This window comes from Acinetobacter sp. NIPH 298 (assembly GCF_000369505.1).
In the GTDB taxonomy this organism is placed as follows: Bacteria; Pseudomonadota; Gammaproteobacteria; order Pseudomonadales; family Moraxellaceae; genus Acinetobacter.
This window is the reverse complement of sequence record NZ_KB850055.1, coordinates 382,859-400,646: the sequence shown is the minus strand read 5'-3', so window position 1 is coordinate 400,646 and position 17,788 is coordinate 382,859. Positions and strand designations below refer to the sequence as shown.

Below are 17,788 nucleotides of genomic sequence, written 5' to 3'. Positions count from 1 at the left end.
CACTTATAACTGTTGACCATACCAAGGCGAGAGTTGCTGTTGTAACCAACGCAAAAACAATTCAAAACTGACGGCGACAATGGCAATCACAATGATGCCGAGTACCACAGTATCAGTGATCAGGAATTGCGCCGCTGACTGCACCATAAAACCAATACCACGATCTGCTGCCACCAACTCCGATGCTACTAAGGTTGACCAGCCCACACCCAGACCAATACGGATTCCTGTCAAAATATGCGGTAACGCCGTTGGTAAAATCACATGCCAAAATACTTGTGACTGGCTCGCGCCTAAAGATAAAGCAGCACGCTCACGATTAAGTTGATGGCTCAACACGCCATGGGTACTGCTGATAATCACGGGTGCAAGGATCGAAAAGAAAATCAAAAGCACTTTGGTGGTTTCACCAATGCCGAACCAGATCACCAATAAGGGCAAATACGCCAAAGGAGGAATCGGACGCAATAATTCAACCAAAGGATCAAATACCGCACGTACCCATTTATTCTGCCCCATCCACAACCCTAGGGGCACACCAATCACAATTGCTGCAACAAGCGCCAATAAGACCCGTGAAATACTCGCAGCCAAATGTTGCCATAAGGTGGCTTGCATAAAGCCTTGTTGGCTGACTTCAAGGAACTTCTGCCATACCGCCTGTGGACTTGGTAAAAATAGGCTTGGGACAATCTTTAATGCGGTGATCAGATACCAAATCGCCAATACACTCAAAACACTCGACAAACTAAGAATCAAACTACGGCGGCGAGCTACAAACCCTCCTAATGCATTCAGAACGAAACTTGATTGCTTGGGCTCGGATGGATGCAGCTCAGTCGTCTTCGTAACTTCATAGACGGTATTTTTTGCTTGACCCGTCATACAGCCACCTCATGTCCTGCCTGTTTCTGCACTCGCAAACGTTCAAACAGTTGTTCGCGTAATTGAATAAACTTGGGATCGGATTTAATCGCGCGAATGGATTCTCCCCGTTTATAGCGATCAGCAAAATCTAATTTTAAAGTTTCCACGATCTTGCCGGGACGAGACGTCATTAACACCAGTTGATTGCTCAGTAACAAGGCTTCTTCAATATCATGTGTGATCAGAAAGAAGGACTTATTTTGTTCAATCCATAAATCCAAAACCAACTGCTGCATGGTTTCACGGGTAAATGCATCTAATGCTGCGAAAGGTTCATCCAATAAGATAAAAGCTGCATGGCTAATCAAAACACGAGCAATACCAACACGTTGCTTCATCCCCCCTGACAGTTCCCAAATATTTGCTTTGGCAACATGGCTCAAACCGACGATTTTCAGGATAGCATCGACTTGCTGTTGAATTTGTTCGGCTTTCAAACCCTTAAGCTGTAAAGCAAAACCAATATTTTCAGAGACATTTAACCAAGGCAGCAAAGCATGATCTTGGAACACCACGGCGCGGCGCGCATCAGGTGCTGTAAGCACTTCATCATCCAGTTTAATTTGCCCTGAACTTGGCTGTTGGAAACCCGCCAAAATATTCAACAAGGTTGTCTTACCACAGCCTGACTCTCCCAAAACTACAGTTAACGTGCCTTCTTCAATCTTGAGATTAATATCTTGCAGTACAGGTACATGCTGCTTTGGAAAAGTTAAATGAAGATGCTCGGCAGCTAATATGCTCATTTAGATCTCCTATGGCTGTAAGAAACGGGTGGTGACATTGCCTTGATAATCAGCCTTAACTTGATCGACTTTGCCCTGACTTTTTAAGAAAGTCGCCGTATCAAAAATATTCTTGGCAAACTCACCCGCTAAAGTGGCTTGTTGTTGCTGACGATCTAGATAAATATTTCCTGAAAGCAGTAATGGAATATCTTTACTATCCGACCCCGTCAGTTGAGCAATTTTCTGAATATTGTCCGCATTATGTTCAAAAGCTTTGGGATCTTGGTTATAGGCTTCGATCTGCTTCAAGCTAGTTTTTACGAAAGCTTTGAGGAATTCAGGATTTTTCTCAGCAAAATCTTTGCGTACCACCCAAAGATCATAGGTTGGTGCACCCCACTCGCCGACTTGTTTCGAATCCGTAAGCACCTGCCCGCTAGCTTTGATTTTGCTTAATGCAGGTTCCCAAACATAAGCTGCATCGATATCACCACGTTCCCAAGCCGCAGTAATTTCAGGTGGACGTAAATTAATGATTTTGAGTTGATTCTCTGAAATATCCCAATGCTTTAACGCAGACAATAAGCTGTAATGTGTGGTTGAAACAAAGGGAACCGCAATGGTCTTGCCCACTAAATCTTGTGGTGTTTTAATCCCCGATTTATGACTCACCACCAAAGCCTCAGAACCACCTAATTTTGAAGTCACTAAAAATACTTCGATGGGTAAATCACGACTGGCGGCGGCGGCGAATGGACTTGAACCAATATTGCCGATCACCACATCACCCGATGCCAGTGCATTGATCACATCTGAACCCGCATCAAATTTACGCCATTGAATAGCCCGATCGCTGTCACGCTCATAGTCTCCATTGACCTGAGCCACCTTGGTCGGATCAATGCCTGTCTGATAGGCGATCACAACAGACTTGTTATTTTTAGAATGAATAGGCACAGCATCTTTTTGATTTTGATAGATAATAAAAGCAACAATCGCCACAAGGACGATTGCTGTAACAATAAGTGGCTTGGAGTTCTTAATGCCCATAATCAGATGATCTTTCAACAATATCTGATTATGGTATGCGTCATGCTTTATGATTAAAAATAAGAAAAAGTGCGTTGTATATTCATTTAAAATCTATCAACTTGTGCTGTATATCCAAATAGACTGTAATAGACTCCTTTGATAAATCCCTGAAAGCGGCCTAATAAATTCATCATTTTGAATCATTAAACGCATAGAGTAAGTAATACTGCGCTTCGATAAATACGGTGCTTACAAGATGATGTAATATCGTGATCTTATTATGAACAAAAATCCAACGCTTGCTGAGACCAATCATGCAACAACCAGATGTCGTACCAGAAACTCAAAGCATTCCCTTTTGGCAAGCTTTTTTATTTTGGCTTAAATTAGGCTTTATCAGTTTCGGTGGTCCAGCAGGTCAAATTGCAGTTATGCATCAAGAACTGGTTGAGCAAAAACGTTGGATTTCGGAAAAACGGTTTTTGCATGCACTGAATTACTGTATGTTGCTTCCTGGTCCAGAAGCACAACAATTGGCCACCTATATTGGTTGGCTCATGCATCGAACGGTCGGCGCTTTGGTTGCTGGCATTTTATTTTTTCTGCCCTCATTATTTATTCTGATCCTACTTTCTTGGGTTTATATCCAGTTTGGGGATGTCCCAATTATTGCAGGGCTATTTTATGGCATCAAACCTGCGGTCACCGCAATCGTATTCCATGCAACCTATAAAATCGGTCATCGCACCCTCAAAAATAAATTTTTATGGTTGATTGCCAGCGCAGCATTTATCGCTATATTTTTCTTTAAAATTCCCTTTCCAATCATCATCCTCAGTGCGGCGATACTGGGCTATCTGACCAGTAAAAAATATCCGCACTTATTTGCTCAGCAAACTGCGCATACTAATAGCGCAAAAAGTTATGGTACAGCGGTGATTGATGATGATACTCCGCCACCCAGTCATGCTATTTTCCGTTGGGCGAATCTATTCAAGATTTTAATCATTGCAGGATTATTATGGTGTGTGCCGATATTAATATTGTCCTTAACATTGGGATGGCAACATACTTATACGCAAATGGCATGGTTTTTCACTAAAGCGGCTTTACTGACCTTTGGTGGTGCTTATGCAGTTCTGCCTTATGTCTATCAAGGCGCAATCGAAAATTATGGCTGGCTGAGTCCAACGCAAATGATTGATGGCCTTGCATTAGGTGAAAGCACCCCCGGCCCACTGATTATGGTGGTGGCTTTTGTCGGTTTTCTTGGCGCTTTCAATGCTGCCGTATTAGGAACTGAGCATTTATTTCTTGCAGGTGCAATTGGAGCCGTGATTGTCACGTGGTTCACTTTTCTTTTTTCTTTTGTATTTATTTTGGCGGGCGCACCTGTCATCGAATCCACCCATAACCAACTTAAATTTACAGCTCCACTGACCGCAATTACAGCAGCCGTGGTTGGGGTGATTTTAAATCTCGCACTGTTCTTTGGCTATCATGTGCTTTGGCCTAATGGTTTTGAGCAAGGATTTAATTTTGAAGCTGCACTGATGACTCTTGCTGCTTTAATTGCATTATTTAAATTCCAAATCAATGTGCTGTATGTTATTTTTGCATCTGCTCTGTGTGGATTAATGCTATATCTCTTATAAATACCACATCACATCTGTGAGCTGCTCGATCTCCGCTTTGTCATGGCTGACATACAGCATCGGGATTTTAATATCCTGTATTACCTGCTGAAAAAAAGGAATAATCTCAGCCTTATGCGCTGCATCCAAGGCTGATAAAGGTTCATCTAATAACAATAAATGTGGTGAATATAGTAACGCTCGACCTAAGGCAACGCGCTGCTTCTCGCCACCTGAAAGCTTAATCGGCATCCGCTCGACTAAATGGCCTAACTTTAATAACTCAATAATATAGTCCACATCAAACTGCCGTTGCTGCGGCTGAATATGCTTAAATCCAAAGCGTAAATTTTGCATCACATTTTTATGTGGAAACAGCTGTGCATCTTGAAAAACTAAACCGACGCGGCGTTGTTGCGTCGTTAAATTAATCTTTTGAGCATGATCAAACCAGATCTGATCCTGAACCTTGATCCAGCCTGATTGTGGTGTGATTAAACCAGCGATACTGTGCAAGATTGTGGTTTTACCTGAACCTGATGCACCAAATAAACCAATGACTGCATGATCAGACTGGAAACGCTGATCAAGACTAAATTGACCTTGCTGTAAACGAATATGACAATCAATCATCACGCATACCCACGCTTATTTTTCTGATAGCGATTGAACCACTGCGCAAACCATAAGGCAAAAAAGGCAACCGTCAATGACAAAATAATCAAGCGCCAAACCGCTGCTTCAGTATCAGGTTGTTGCATCAAACTATACATGGCTAAAGGTAGCGTTCGCGTTTCACTGGCAATGTTACCAACAAAGGTTATGGTCGCACCAAACTCCCCTAAACTTCGACAGAAACATAAAATACTACCGACTAAAATCCCACTACTGGCCAATGGCAAAGTCACTTGCATAAACGCACCAAATGAAGAAGCTCCCAAACTCTTCGCCGCAATTTCTAAACGCTGGTCGACCAGCTCAATTGCGAGTCGTATCGATTGTACCAATAACGGAAACCCCATCACTGCCGATGCAAGTACCGCTCCTTTCCAGTTAAATGCAAACTCTATTCCGAAAGGTGCGAGATACTGCCCTAAAAACCCATTATTTCCAAAAACTTGCAATAATAAATAACCGGGTACTACTGGTGGCAACACCAACGGTAAAAACACCAGCGTCTCTAATAGTGATTTTCCCCAAAACTCTTTTCGCGCCAATATCCAAGCAATCAAGGTGGCAGGAATTAAACTAAAAATGAGACAAGTTGCTGCCACTTTACATGACAGCTTCAGGACTTCGATCTCTTCAGGTGTGAGCATCATTGCGTCAGTACACTAAAGCCATATTTTTTAAATATAGAAGTTGCCTCTCGGCTTTGCAGAAACTGATAGAACTTTAAGGACTCTGTATTGTTCCTAACTAATCCAACTGGATAAATAATCGGTTTATGGGTATTCTCAGGAAATACGGCGGCGATCTGCACATTCTTTGTCACCGCGGCGTCAGTGGCATAAACAATCCCTGCTTGACATTCACCACGTGCGACAAAGTTTAAAGCAGCACGAACATCTTCTGTTGCGACGAGACGAGGCTCGACACGTTGCCACCAATCCAGCGAGATTAAAGCTTGCTTTGCATATTTTCCAACAGGCACACTTTTGGTATCGCCTGTACAAATTCGACCTCGAATCACGCTCAGTGGATCAACGTTATTTTGCATTTTAATCTTGATTGGGCGATCTTTCGGACTAATCAATACCAAACGATTTGCGAGTAAGTTGACCCGATGATTTACTGTGACTCGTTTTTTTGTTTGCAAATAATTCATCCAGTCCACATCCGCAGATATGAATACGTCCGCTGGCGCACCTGCTTCAATCTGTTTGGCTAATGTTGCAGAACTTGCATAAGAGGTTTTTATTTTGACTTTATTTTTATGTTGATAGTGCTGGGTTAATTCATTGATTGCATCCGTCAGACTCGCAGCAGCATATACCGTCACCGTATTGGTCGCCGATACATTAGCACCAAACAATAAATTTCCTGCGAACAGTATTGTTGCAAAGCACGCTGCTTTAATCTTCATAGATGTTCAATCTTCCTCGGATTTCGCTATGTTTCCACAAACATAGCGCCTAATAAAGATACACGAAAAACCACAATTAGCCAGCGCTTTGCTTTTAGATCATTTGCGAAAAATCCAACTAAATGGAATTAGCCTTTCACAACCAAACTCTGCTTCGGCAACAATTTACAACCACAAGACAAAGGATCATTGACCCGTGCAGCCATTTTACCCATCACCTGCATATTTGGATCGCCTGCAATAATCGTCGAAACCGTTTGATGCTTTGGACAAGTCGCTTTATCTCCTACACAAGCAATCGGAATACCCTCAATCAAGAAGCTGCTATTTCCAGAAATGACCTTCCCACCACCAGTTGTTGGACAACCAATCACAATATAGGGTGTTGCCATAATCACATCCCTCGCATCTTTGATGCTATAAAATTAAAGTACTTCAAACTCAATTCGACGATTTTTACGGCGACCATCTGCAGTTGTATTATCAGCGATCGGTTGACTAGAACCCTTACCTTCCGTACTTAAACGATCTGTCGCTATATTCTTAGCCACTAAATAATCTTGTACAGCGACGGCACGTTCCTTACTCAGAATCGTATTTTTATTGGCATCGCCCGAGCTATCGGTATGCCCAATGATTCGGACTTGCTTACCTCCGACCTTATTTAAAGCAACGGCCATTTCATCCAAAATCAGTTTTCCTGCATCAGTTAAAATCGCACTACCTGACTCAAACTCAATGATGCGATCTTTTAAAGCATCATCAATGACTTTTTGCTCAGCCAGATTTACGGAAAGCTGGGCATTGAATCGATATGGCTGTTGCACTAGAGACTGGAAATTTGATGCTGTGGGTTGAATTTCATTTGGATTTGTCATTTTCCCAGTCAGTTCAATCTGAGTCCCTTGTACCCGCAGTTGTCCCTGCTTCACTTTCTTGAGATCTGGTGTAATGACACGCGTCACCGAATCACTCCAACCGTTTGGCGCTGAAACAGGACGAACCTGAATCTTATCGACCACTTGATCTGCCCCATAAACCGACTGCATTTTAACCAAAATCGCCTGTTTACTTGCTTCATTCGGAACAACGCCTTCAACCACAATCGGTGCTGCCATTGTCAAAGGACTCAGCGCTAAACCCAATAAGGCAACGGCCCAACCACCCAATATAAACTTCGTATTATTTGTCATATTTATTCATCTAAAAAAGTTTGTCGAAATAGCTTTAAACCTTGGTTAAGGCTTAACTGACGTTGACACAATGATTGCTCTAAAGTGGCGAGACCTGCATTCTGTTCAAGATAAGCATCAATCCACTCTGCTTGGATCAAAGATACCCAATGATCACTCTGCATATTCTGAGTAAACAAATCACTTAAAGCCATGATATCTGCCCCTTGAAAACCGATGAATAAAATCGGTTCTTCCCGATGCAAGATACCAATCAATATTTCGGTATTACTTTTCTCTAAAAAGCGTCCAATCATGCCTACCCAAAAAGCAGCAATTTCATAGCAATACATATGATTATTGATCGGCAAAATCAGCACTTTATTTAGACGACTGGTGCCATTTTTCAGGATGGGTTGAAGCAAAAGCCCCAATCCAATCATACTTTGTACAAGTTGATAAACATTGATTTTCATCAATTGGGCAAATGAATGCAAAGTATGATTTTCATAAAAACTATTGCATTCTGATGCGGTGAAAACCTGAACTAAATTGGGTAAATTGTTGAGCTTATCCAACATCACATCCGTATCGCGGATACTGCGTAATACTCGATTTCGTTGAAATAAATCCACCAACACCGACTTATAAAAATAAGGTGCAAGCAACAGATTCTGATAAGGCTGTTCAATCTCTAGTAATTGACTCAACACCATCGGGAACGCTCGTCCTGAACTATCTTGGCTGGCAATCAAGTTTGCGACGAGAAACATCGATTCTGAAGGATTTGCAATAAAGAAATCGAGTGCTGGCAATGCCTCATAGCGCTGCTTAAACTCAGGTGCTTGCATTGCATGTTCAAGTGCTTCAGTGATCCACTGATCAAGCACTTGAATTAACGCATATTGACCTTTGGATTTAATAAAATCCCCACGAGCAGGTGTTTTTCCATAATATAACGGCGTGGTTTTTACTGCTTGCATACGCCCTCCCCACGGTACTGCGTGATCATCCTAATCATTACGGTGTTGCTCCTTGAGATGGCGAAACAGTAGAAGATTGTGATGCTGCTGCACTATTGTTTGGAGTCATTTGAGCAGAGACAACGCGAACTGCTTTCTCCGTCACCACTTTATCCACAAGTTTTAAACCTGTATAACCACGACTCGATCCAACATTGCCTGAGCTATTGCCACTGATTAATCGGAAGTTTACTTTCAATGATAATGCTGGATTTGCCTTGCTCTTCCAAACCATCTCAAAGCTACCATTTTGCTCTTTACGTTGTGCACTATCAATCAAGCGATTAATCCCGTACTCACCAGGTTCATCAAAGATAGTATGCGTTTGTCCTTCTAGATCGATCGCAGTGATACGCGCACCAGGAATCGCGCCTTTATTTGGCCAAACAAAATTCACCCATTGTTGAATGCCATTTTCATAAACCATACGTTGACCGTCAATATCAATGGTATAAGACAAGAATTGTGGGTTTTGTAATGGATAAAACTGGAAGTTAGATTGGTTCGATGCTGGGGCAGCCGCAGGCTGATCCAAACTACCCGTTGCCATACCATTGATCGGTGCAACATATTGTTGGAAAGCCATCACAAATTGTGGATTCAAACTGATGCCCAAATCTTTCCATGTCTTAGATGTCAACACATAACCACGACGAATCACAAATGGATCTAAAGCCTCTTTCACAAAGCGAGAAATACTGCCCGTTTCACCAAAGATCTGACCAATTTCATTACTGGTTGCTTGAAGTGTCACACTCGAATTAAATGGATACTTCTGACTAAGATTGGTTTGGAACGGTTGATATGCTTGTATCCCCCAAAGTTTATTTAACTCATCCTGAGTTGGCAGGATCAAACTTGAAAATGCCTGCGTCAACGGACTCATCAATAATTTCTGTGCCACTTGCTGATCGGCTTCTTTCATACCCACCATCATTTTCTCATCAACATACTTCTGGGTAGTGTTAAAGACAGAAGTTTGATCAGTAATGGTCTGTTTCACCAATGCCATTGCACTTGGTCCAATCTCACCTGCTGTTTTGAGGTCATTGAACTTACTACGCACCTGCGCGAGATGATTCATATACTCATCAAATAATGATTTGTCTTGTAGATCATCACGCTTACGTACCAATTGATAGAACATTTGGTACTCTTGCGAAATTGCACCCTGTGCTTTATTCATGGCTTGAATAGTACGTTGATCATCAGAGCTTTTTAAGACTTTTCGCTTGAACCACGCAACAAAGCCTTTTTCAGGGATCGCCAGTTCTGCTTGCACAATTGGATTATCCCAATTGGTTTCAATGGCAATACGTTGTAATAGCACACGAATTGGTGAGTTTTGTGGTTCACCTAGAACATCAATACTTTTGACCTGTTGGCTAAACTGATCCGCTTTTGCATAATAAATACCATTCAGGAACTTCTTCCATTCTGCTACATATTCTTGCTTATACAACGCCACCAATTGTTTACGAATCTGCTCAGGGCTACCAGAGAACGTGAGATCGTCCGATTGACGGCTATTCAACACCCAATCTTTGCTATCTGTTGGTTTGTTTGCTGCATCATCGATGGCGGTTTCCACATATTCATCCCATGCTTTCTGAGTGAAAACACCTGGCAATGCATAACTACCTAACACGATACCTCGATTTTGCTCCCCAACAATTTGACCAACGGTCACCGCTGGAAAACGCACTGCAGCACGCATTTTAATTTCATTATAAACACGATCACGTGCTGGCATACCTTGAACGACAGACAACAGTACTTGACGCGTTTGATCAACCACTTGTGCATCTGTTTCCAAAATAGGGAAACCACTTTGATTGGCCAAGGTCATCGCATAAGAAAGAATCTTTTCCGCATCTTGAATCATCTCACCACGTGGCATTTGTCCACGGTTACTGTCTAACCAAGAACGCCAAAAACGAGAGACTTGATCACTCAAGTGACTGCTGTCCATGTATTCAGGATTGCTCATCATCAAATAAGCTTTAAGCGCGTTATAAGCATCTTGAGGGTTGCTATCAGACGGCTCTAAATACTGCTGGGTTTTAGCGACCTGCTTGATTTCGACATTGACATGATTTTCTTTCAACGTTGTTTCATTATTTTTAACACGTTGTAAATATTGCGCGATATTTTGCTGAGTTGGCGTCAACACGATCTGCTTGATACCTTTCAAGTATTCAGCTTTTAAACTTTCACGTAATTGATTGCCTTGATACAAACCGAAACTAAATTTGAGCGGGCGATTGTTATCGAACTCATCCAGTTGTTGTAGACGCTCTTGTAATATTAACAAAGCTTCAAGTTGCGTTGAGAGTTGTCCACCAGATGACTTTTCCAAATGCACAACTTTATCTAAATCTGCCTGTACGTCGCTGATCAATTGTTGATTATTGCGATATGACCAAACCCATACTCCCAATATCAGTGAAACACCCACCAATGCGCCAATAAATGCGATATAGCGTTGACGTTTTTTAGCAGGGTTAATGTGCTGTTTTACTAAATCCTTATCTCGCAAAATGACATTCGAGAACAATCCATGTAAGAAATAGCCATGATTCGGCGCAACTGATGGTGTGATGCCTTCTTGGGTACTGCTTTGGATATGCTCAAGCTGAAACTCTTGTGCAATGTTCTCTGTCATTGGGCTTTCAATAACGCCCTCTTGCAAAGCACTGGTAAAATAGAAACCACGGAATACCGGTTGGAACTGATATGGATTATCTTCAAACAACGTCCCAATAAAGCTCTTAAGTGCAGGCTTTAATGTTTTGAACTCCAGTGGGAATGTCATGACACTTGGTGAGATATTTTGCGAATGACGACGACTTAAATGCGTCGTGCTGACGCTTTTCAAACCGTCATAAAGCAAGCTGTAATGTTTATCAAATAATTCGACGGCATTTTGTGAGGAGTTCTGCTCATAAGGCAAAGTCGCCCCCCAAGCTTGGTTGTATTCTTGCGATTCATAACAATCGAAGAACTCGGTAAATCCAGCAATCAAATCCATTTTAGAGAAAATCAAATAGACAGGAACCACAACTTCTAATTTCTCGGTCAAATCTTGAATACGAGCGCGTAAGTTCTTGGCCAATTTCAATGAGCTTTCAGGACTCTGGCTGACCAATTCAGCAATACTCACAATCACAATCAAGCCATTAACAGGGGCTTTGGAGCGATTTTTCTTTAAAATATTCAGGAAGCCTAACCATTCAGAATGATCTTCCGAATAGACCGAATAGCGTCCTGCGGTATCCAGTAAGATCCCTTCTGTTGAGAAAAACCAATCACAATTACGTGTGCCACTCAGACCTGCAGAGACCATTTTTTGATGCGTTTCTTCAAAAGGAAACTTCAATCCAGAGTTATAAATTGCAGAACTTTTTCCTGCCGCTGGGTTACCAATCACCATATACCAAGGTAACTCATAAAGTGCAGCATTGCCTTTTTTATCGCCTAATTTTGATTTACGAATCAACTGAATCGATTCTTTCATCTGCTGATGGATTAACTGTAATTCAGCCTTATCTTTTTGTTGACCATGTTCAGCACTACTTTCTTGCTCAATCGCATTGGCTAACTCTTCACCCTGTGCAGCATGGCGTTTTCTTTGGATCAACCAGTAAATGCCATAGACGATTAAACCCAGTACATAGGTTGCAGCCAAAGCCAGAAAAATATGACGTGGAATAACCGAATAGGAAGAAACAAGTGCCACAAATAAAGACAAGGCAATAATTGCTTTCGGATTGGTGATGTACTGCCACAGATAACCTAAAATGATGTACATTGAGTTCTCGAATTCTTAAAAAGTTAATCAATCAGCAATTGCAACGCTTTCCTGATCTTGCTTAATCTCAGAAAAAGTTTGAATAAATGCTTTAAAATTTTGGCTATACACAAAAGCAACCTGTGGATCTGGAAGCTGTGCCCCCAACATCAATCCAAAAACTTTTGCGACGTTTTGAGTGTGCCCAGCCATCGGTTGGCAATAAAGATAATGATGCGGTTCAATTGGACTCTCTGCAAAAAACTGCGTTAGTTTTTTAACAACTTTGACATCGGAACCATCTTCAATCACCAAGACAAAAGGCGCCTCATCCTCATATTGTGGTAAATCATGAATATCTAGCTCATCAAAAATTTGCTTTAAATTATTTTGATTTGATACAAGCTTTAAGGTTTTTAAAGGTTGTAACTGTTTTATCTCAACCACCGCAGGTGCAACACAAAAACTGCTGACATATTCAGCAGGTATGTAGGCTTTTTTGCCCCACATTTTTTCATCGATAATTTCTTGATCAAGTTCAGAATCAGCTGCAATGATCAATGAAATGTCGTGTGGCTGTTTTTGGATTCGATCAAACAACTCAACCACATACTGATCCACAGATGATCGACTGACAAAATGATATTCGATATGAAACTTCTGTGGAATGATCCCTACATCATAGAAAATGGTCTGAATACCGTCATTACTGCTTTGATCATTCCAAGTGTGAATCACATCCTCAGAAAGTATAATATGCAGGTTGAGCTTCTCTAAACGATAGACCTGCTCAATCTGTTTTAATTCAGTTTCCTCATCACTCGACACGGTCGGATCTATCCAAGCAGGATGCATACGGTACTCATGCAAATTCTGGCTTTCATAAAACAAACTAGAACGTTGTAAATGATCTGAGATAGCACTCAACATTTCATTATGCTGTTGAATTTGATGATGAATAAGTAACGTGATTCGCTGCTGACGCATGCTGACAAATTGCATATCTGCAGCTGTATCTTCACTGAGCAACTGATCCAATGCCTCAATACGATAAGACAAAACTGGCGATCCATGCGCATCCGATAAATTACTATCCAACAACGGCCCAGCAAGCGTTTTAATACCATCAAGCGTTGAATCATTTTCACCTAAAGCACTGTATGCTCCTGCCGCATAAATGTTCAGTTCTAACCACGTGCTTTTTTGGACTTCTTTTTGCTCAGTAGCTTCAACATTTTGACTTTGCTCAGTGGCTAAGGCTTGTTGCTTTTTATCTTTATACTTTTGAAAAGCCAGATATATCAACCACGGTAAAATCAAAACTGAGGTGATGATTAAAGGTAATATAAGGAAATAATGGATGAGATCGCCTGATTCTGGTTGATATTGGGTATCACGCCAAAAATAAATCACAACCAACCCGACCAAGATGAAACAAGTGATAAATATTGCGATAATCTTCTTGATCATTATGCCGCCCCTAACAGTGCATAACGCGTTTCGATGTTATGTTGTAATTGTGTGGATGGCATTAAAAACGCCCCTTGCCCTAAACCAATATTATGGGTCGAATTTAAACCCATTGGGCCAATTTCACTTTTATCCAAGATCAGTCGAACATCGATAAACAATGTTGGGCTACACCACGTTTGGATCAAATGCTTCAATTTTTTATTTAATGGTTGTTCGGGTAAAAAAGCCAAATACTGCTCTCGCTTCAATGGACCAATTTGTATTTCAATCTTGCCATCGATTTGTTGTACCGTATCCCCACAAAAGGTATTCACCCCCAGCAAGCTTGGATTTTTCCCACCCAAACTGGTCTTCTGTTCGTCACCTAACTGAAATTTTTCTTTCACAAATTCCTGAATACATACTTGCTCATTAAATACACAAGTTAATACCGTTTTCAAGGCATGTGCGGTGTTGTTCTGTCCTTGCATCAAGCCTGCAAATTCAGCAAAGTATTCTTCTAAATCTTGCTGCTCATGTTGGGAACTAATATAGCCATTTAAGGCATGCAGAATATCGAGGTAATGATTATCCTGTTCGATTTCATAACGGATCGGTAAATTGTAAGTCAGGCTTGCATCAACATACTTCGCGGTCAAAGTATGATTAAACAACCCCAAAAACTCTTTCGCTTCGAGTCTTTGCTGTCTCGAACTTTGTTTTAATTTATTGGTATAGGTATAAGGCAGTGTACCTTGTGTGCCTGTCAAACCCACAACAAGATTTGTCAAATAAATACGTTCATCTTGATAGCGTAATTCTTCAATTTCAGTGGCAGGAAAGCTTAAACTAAATGATGTTTCAAACTTAAAATCTTCTGACCAATTTCGAGACACAGGTGCATGAGGCACATGCCGCAATAGCCGAGCTGACTGGATAAACTCAAAAGTACCCGCCTTTTTAAAGAGCTGATCAACTACAGAAGCGTCTTGCCACCAACGTTCTGAACGCATTGGTATATCTCCTGTTGGTTAAGACTATCTTTAACAACCACATCAACAAAACTATTGATCTGAACTTTAAGATTAAAGATATGGCTGAGTAACTGGCTAAAAATATATAAGCTATGCCCCCTAAAGACGCTTCGATTTACACCTAACTCTACTTTCACTCCCCGAATAAACATCGGAAATGGTTTGGCATTGACCAATTTATTGGTCGTCGAAAAACTTAATGTTTTCAATGCGTCAATCAATAAAATATTTTCTTTGGAATGTGGCAAATTGTATAAAGCTAACAATTCTTTGAGGTGGCTCAGCGCATCCCCTTTCATCAATGCCAAAGTATTCAATGACAAATGCGAAATAATTCGCCACTGTTCATTTTTATTTTTATCAAACTCAAAAGGAGACGTTGGACGTTTGAGAATCAAAGCACGTCGAGCCAAACTGCTATCGTTTAAATTTAAAATATTGTTGCTTTGACCCAAAGCCTCATGTGCTAAATCACCATTTGAGCACAACAATTTAGTACTAATAAAATCAGATTTTATTTCATACGGTTTTAAATGCTTCGAAACAATTGAATATCCCATCTGCATGGTTTTGTTGGACGATGGAAAGTAATTCAATGCATAAAAAAACTGTACTTTATCGTTATGGTAATGGCTCATAGCGAAGAAAGGGAGCACAGGTAAATAGGTTTGTTCCTGATTGGTTTTTTCCCGCACCATATTCATTTCAATCACTGAATACACTTGATATAGCTCAGGATGATGCGCATCTGTTACCAGTGGATATTGCAATTGGGTATGGGCTATTTTTTGTGGCTCAGCCTGTTTCTCAAACAGATTAATTGCGGGTGTGGTAAATAATTTAAAATTTGCGATATTCAATTCTGAGTAATTACGCACTACAGCCTGATCATTTAGATTCAATTTAAGATGAATCAAAATTTCAAAACTTGAATGTTGTTGTAGGATGCCTTTCAACTGACCTAAATCGAGATTGAGATAGTTAAATTTTTCAGGAAAACAAAAATATTCCATCAACAACCGATAAGCATGATGCGTATGTTGATCAACAGGAAGTAAACTTTCTTGCTCAGTGAAACCCATCACCAAAAATGGATTGGGAATCTCGACAATACGTGATCCAATCCGTACTGAAAAAGCTGTTTCTTTCTGAAAAATACTATCTAAGACTTGTAATGGAAAATTTGAGATCGCATCTAAATAAATTGGCAGTTTTTCATCAAGCACACAAGACTGAGCATCATTAAACACCTCAAACTTTAAACTCAAGGTTGCATTCTGATTCAGATGCATATGCGTACTGGGTGAAGTCTGAAAATCCAAATCCGTTAACGCGATGGGTAATAAACGAACTTCATTGCTGGTATTAAATTCACATTGCACACCTTTAAAACTACGTGATCTTAATGCCGTTTTTTGAGGAATAACATGTGGTGATGTCAGTTGTTTAATTTTATTAATATCTTCAAAACTGACCACAGTACAGGCTGGAAAATGACGCAGATATTGAGGGAACATCACCTCAAATAACGAATAAGTAAATACGTCATAGCTGTCTGCTAATTTTTTATCGATTCGTGCCGCAATCAATGAAAAAGCCTGAATTAACCGCTCAATATGAGGGTCATCAATTTGTTCTTGGTTCAGTGATAATCGTTGAGCAATCTTTGGATACTTCTGCGCAAACTCTCTAGATTGTTGACCGAACTCTTGTAATTGTTTTTCATAATACGGTAAAAGTTGTTCTATCACAGTTCTCTCGCGCTAAGCTCTTGCAGAAATAACATATTGTTGTGTCGTCGGTTTCAATAAAGCATCAAAAAAAACGGGTTCATATAACGGATGAATATTTAAGTAAGCTTGAATGCTTAAACACAATGCCCCCATATTATGCCCATCTAACAACATCTCGACTTTAATCTGTCGCAACCTTGGCTCATGTGCCGCAATAGACTGCTCAATAGACTGACAAATCTTATCTCGATCCAACGGGTTCGCGGTTGAAAGTCCAACGAAATCAATGATTCCAAACTGCAAAATAGACTTTTTTGCGAGTGGATATTCATCCATATCAGTATCAAACTGCGCAATTCTGGTATTGAGTAGATCCTCCAAATCACGAGCAACCGACTCCCGTAATTGTTGAATCGACAATCCCCTTAAATAATCTTCATGCTCAGGCAATAAGCGATCAAACAATGTTGACCTAAACCCATATGGATATAAATGATCTAAATTCATTTTTGATAAAACAGAAAGATAAGGGAAATAGAGGTTAATGAATCATTAACCTCTATGAAAAATCACGATTCTAATTATGCAGCGTAAGATGCTGTATTGTTAGAAAGTGACCATTTCTTAGTTACAGCACCTTTCGCAGTACCGTTAATATCTTGTTGGTTATATGTCCACTCAACAGCAGCATATTTCAAACCGAACTGTTCAGTTGGAACGCCTTCTTCATTTACGATCGGGGTTACGCTTGAAACTAAAACGTGCTTCAATTTGATTTGTAAGTACTTGATACGCTTATCACCGTTTGCACGATAAAAATCAATCTGTACTTCATCAAAAGTATAACCAGCAGAACATGCTTCCCAAAGTTTAGGACTAGTTGCATCCAAATCTTTAAGGAAAATCATATCTTCGTGCTCAACACGCTCAGCAGTATGCCCCCCAACACTACTTGAAGTCGCAGACTTAGGCTGACGGATTTTGTGAGACCAAGAGTTAACTTCTAGCCAACCTTTGTGCTCTGAATCGCGAGATTCTCCATCAACCTTGTATTTGCCACGAAACTCAACGTATATATCTTTCATTTAAAAATTACCTCTGTTTATTTAAAGTTATTTTAGGGTCTGTTGACACCTCAGCTATGTATTGAATCGTCTAAAAAACATCTTTAGTCGCAA

16 protein-coding genes are annotated in these 17,788 nt (G+C 40.6%); 1 reads left to right on the top strand and 15 read right to left on the bottom strand.

Features of this window, described 5'->3' with window-relative positions; genetic code table 11:
- Positions 1-3 precede the first annotated feature (3 nt).
- From tauC to tauA, 3 genes are read right to left on the bottom strand one after another with little or no spacing between them, the layout of a single operon-like run.
- The gene (tauC, locus tag F903_RS06780) at positions 4-885 is read right to left on the bottom strand and encodes a taurine ABC transporter permease TauC (protein ID WP_005195678.1); all 882 of its coding nucleotides are present in this window, start codon (positions 883-885) and stop codon (positions 4-6) included.
- On the bottom strand, positions 882-1,673 hold the full coding sequence (locus F903_RS06775) for a taurine ABC transporter ATP-binding protein (RefSeq protein ID WP_005195676.1): 792 nt from the start codon (positions 1,671-1,673) through the stop codon (positions 882-884). Before F903_RS06775 ends, tauC begins: the two co-directional genes overlap by 4 nt.
- A 9-nt stretch (positions 1,674-1,682) precedes the next feature.
- Complete coding sequence (gene tauA, locus F903_RS06770) at positions 1,683-2,723, bottom strand: taurine ABC transporter substrate-binding protein (protein ID WP_171065217.1); 1,041 nt, start codon at positions 2,721-2,723, stop codon at positions 1,683-1,685.
- Between the two features lie 278 nt (positions 2,724-3,001).
- On the opposite strand from tauA, the gene chrA reads away from it, so the two are divergent.
- Positions 3,002-4,342, top strand: a complete 1,341-nt coding sequence (gene chrA / locus F903_RS06765; RefSeq protein ID WP_005195673.1) for a chromate efflux transporter — start codon at positions 3,002-3,004, stop codon at positions 4,340-4,342.
- Here chrA and F903_RS06760 read toward each other — a convergent pair.
- The 12 genes from F903_RS06760 to F903_RS06705 form a co-directional block, all read right to left on the bottom strand.
- Positions 4,337-4,957, bottom strand: a complete 621-nt coding sequence (locus tag F903_RS06760; RefSeq protein WP_171065216.1) for an ATP-binding cassette domain-containing protein — start codon at positions 4,955-4,957, stop codon at positions 4,337-4,339. The two genes, chrA and F903_RS06760, sit on opposite strands and share 6 nt — an antisense overlap.
- Positions 4,954-5,643, bottom strand: coding sequence for a molybdate ABC transporter permease subunit (gene modB, locus F903_RS06755; RefSeq protein WP_004668992.1), 690 nt, complete (start codon positions 5,641-5,643; stop codon positions 4,954-4,956). Before modB ends, F903_RS06760 begins: the two co-directional genes overlap by 4 nt.
- A complete protein-coding gene (gene modA / locus F903_RS06750; RefSeq protein WP_005195671.1) occupies positions 5,640-6,407 on the bottom strand; it encodes a molybdate ABC transporter substrate-binding protein in 768 nt (255 codons plus the stop codon). The genes modB and modA overlap by 4 nt, the downstream gene beginning before the upstream one ends.
- 128 nt (positions 6,408-6,535) lie before the next feature.
- On the bottom strand, positions 6,536-6,799 hold the full coding sequence (locus F903_RS06745) for a PAAR domain-containing protein (protein WP_005195670.1): 264 nt from the start codon (positions 6,797-6,799) through the stop codon (positions 6,536-6,538).
- A 33-nt stretch (positions 6,800-6,832) separates the two neighbouring features.
- Entirely contained in the window at positions 6,833-7,525 is a 693-nt protein-coding gene (locus F903_RS06740) for an OmpA family protein (RefSeq protein ID WP_416202025.1), read from the bottom strand.
- 77 nt (positions 7,526-7,602) lie between these two features.
- On the bottom strand, positions 7,603-8,562 hold the full coding sequence (gene tagF / locus F903_RS06735; RefSeq protein WP_005195668.1) for a type VI secretion system-associated protein TagF: 960 nt from the start codon (positions 8,560-8,562) through the stop codon (positions 7,603-7,605).
- Between the two features lie 37 nt (positions 8,563-8,599).
- Positions 8,600-12,412, bottom strand: a complete 3,813-nt coding sequence (gene tssM / locus F903_RS06730; RefSeq protein WP_005195667.1) for a type VI secretion system membrane subunit TssM — start codon at positions 12,410-12,412, stop codon at positions 8,600-8,602.
- A 27-nt stretch (positions 12,413-12,439) separates the two neighbouring features.
- Complete coding sequence (locus F903_RS06725; RefSeq protein WP_005195664.1) at positions 12,440-13,861, bottom strand: hypothetical protein; 1,422 nt, start codon at positions 13,859-13,861, stop codon at positions 12,440-12,442.
- Positions 13,861-14,856, bottom strand: a complete 996-nt coding sequence (gene tssG, locus F903_RS06720; RefSeq protein WP_005195662.1) for a type VI secretion system baseplate subunit TssG — start codon at positions 14,854-14,856, stop codon at positions 13,861-13,863. The genes F903_RS06725 and tssG overlap by 1 nt, the downstream gene beginning before the upstream one ends.
- The gene (gene tssF / locus F903_RS06715) at positions 14,820-16,628 is read right to left on the bottom strand and encodes a type VI secretion system baseplate subunit TssF (protein ID WP_005195660.1); all 1,809 of its coding nucleotides are present in this window, start codon (positions 16,626-16,628) and stop codon (positions 14,820-14,822) included. The genes tssG and tssF overlap by 37 nt, the downstream gene beginning before the upstream one ends.
- 12 nt (positions 16,629-16,640) lie before the next feature.
- Positions 16,641-17,117, bottom strand: a complete 477-nt coding sequence (tssE, locus tag F903_RS06710; RefSeq protein WP_005195659.1) for a type VI secretion system baseplate subunit TssE — start codon at positions 17,115-17,117, stop codon at positions 16,641-16,643.
- A 74-nt stretch (positions 17,118-17,191) separates the two neighbouring features.
- Positions 17,192-17,695 (bottom strand): Hcp family type VI secretion system effector, encoded by a 504-nt coding sequence (locus F903_RS06705; protein WP_005195657.1) that lies wholly within the window; start codon positions 17,693-17,695, stop codon positions 17,192-17,194.
- Positions 17,696-17,788: the final 93 nt, after the last annotated feature.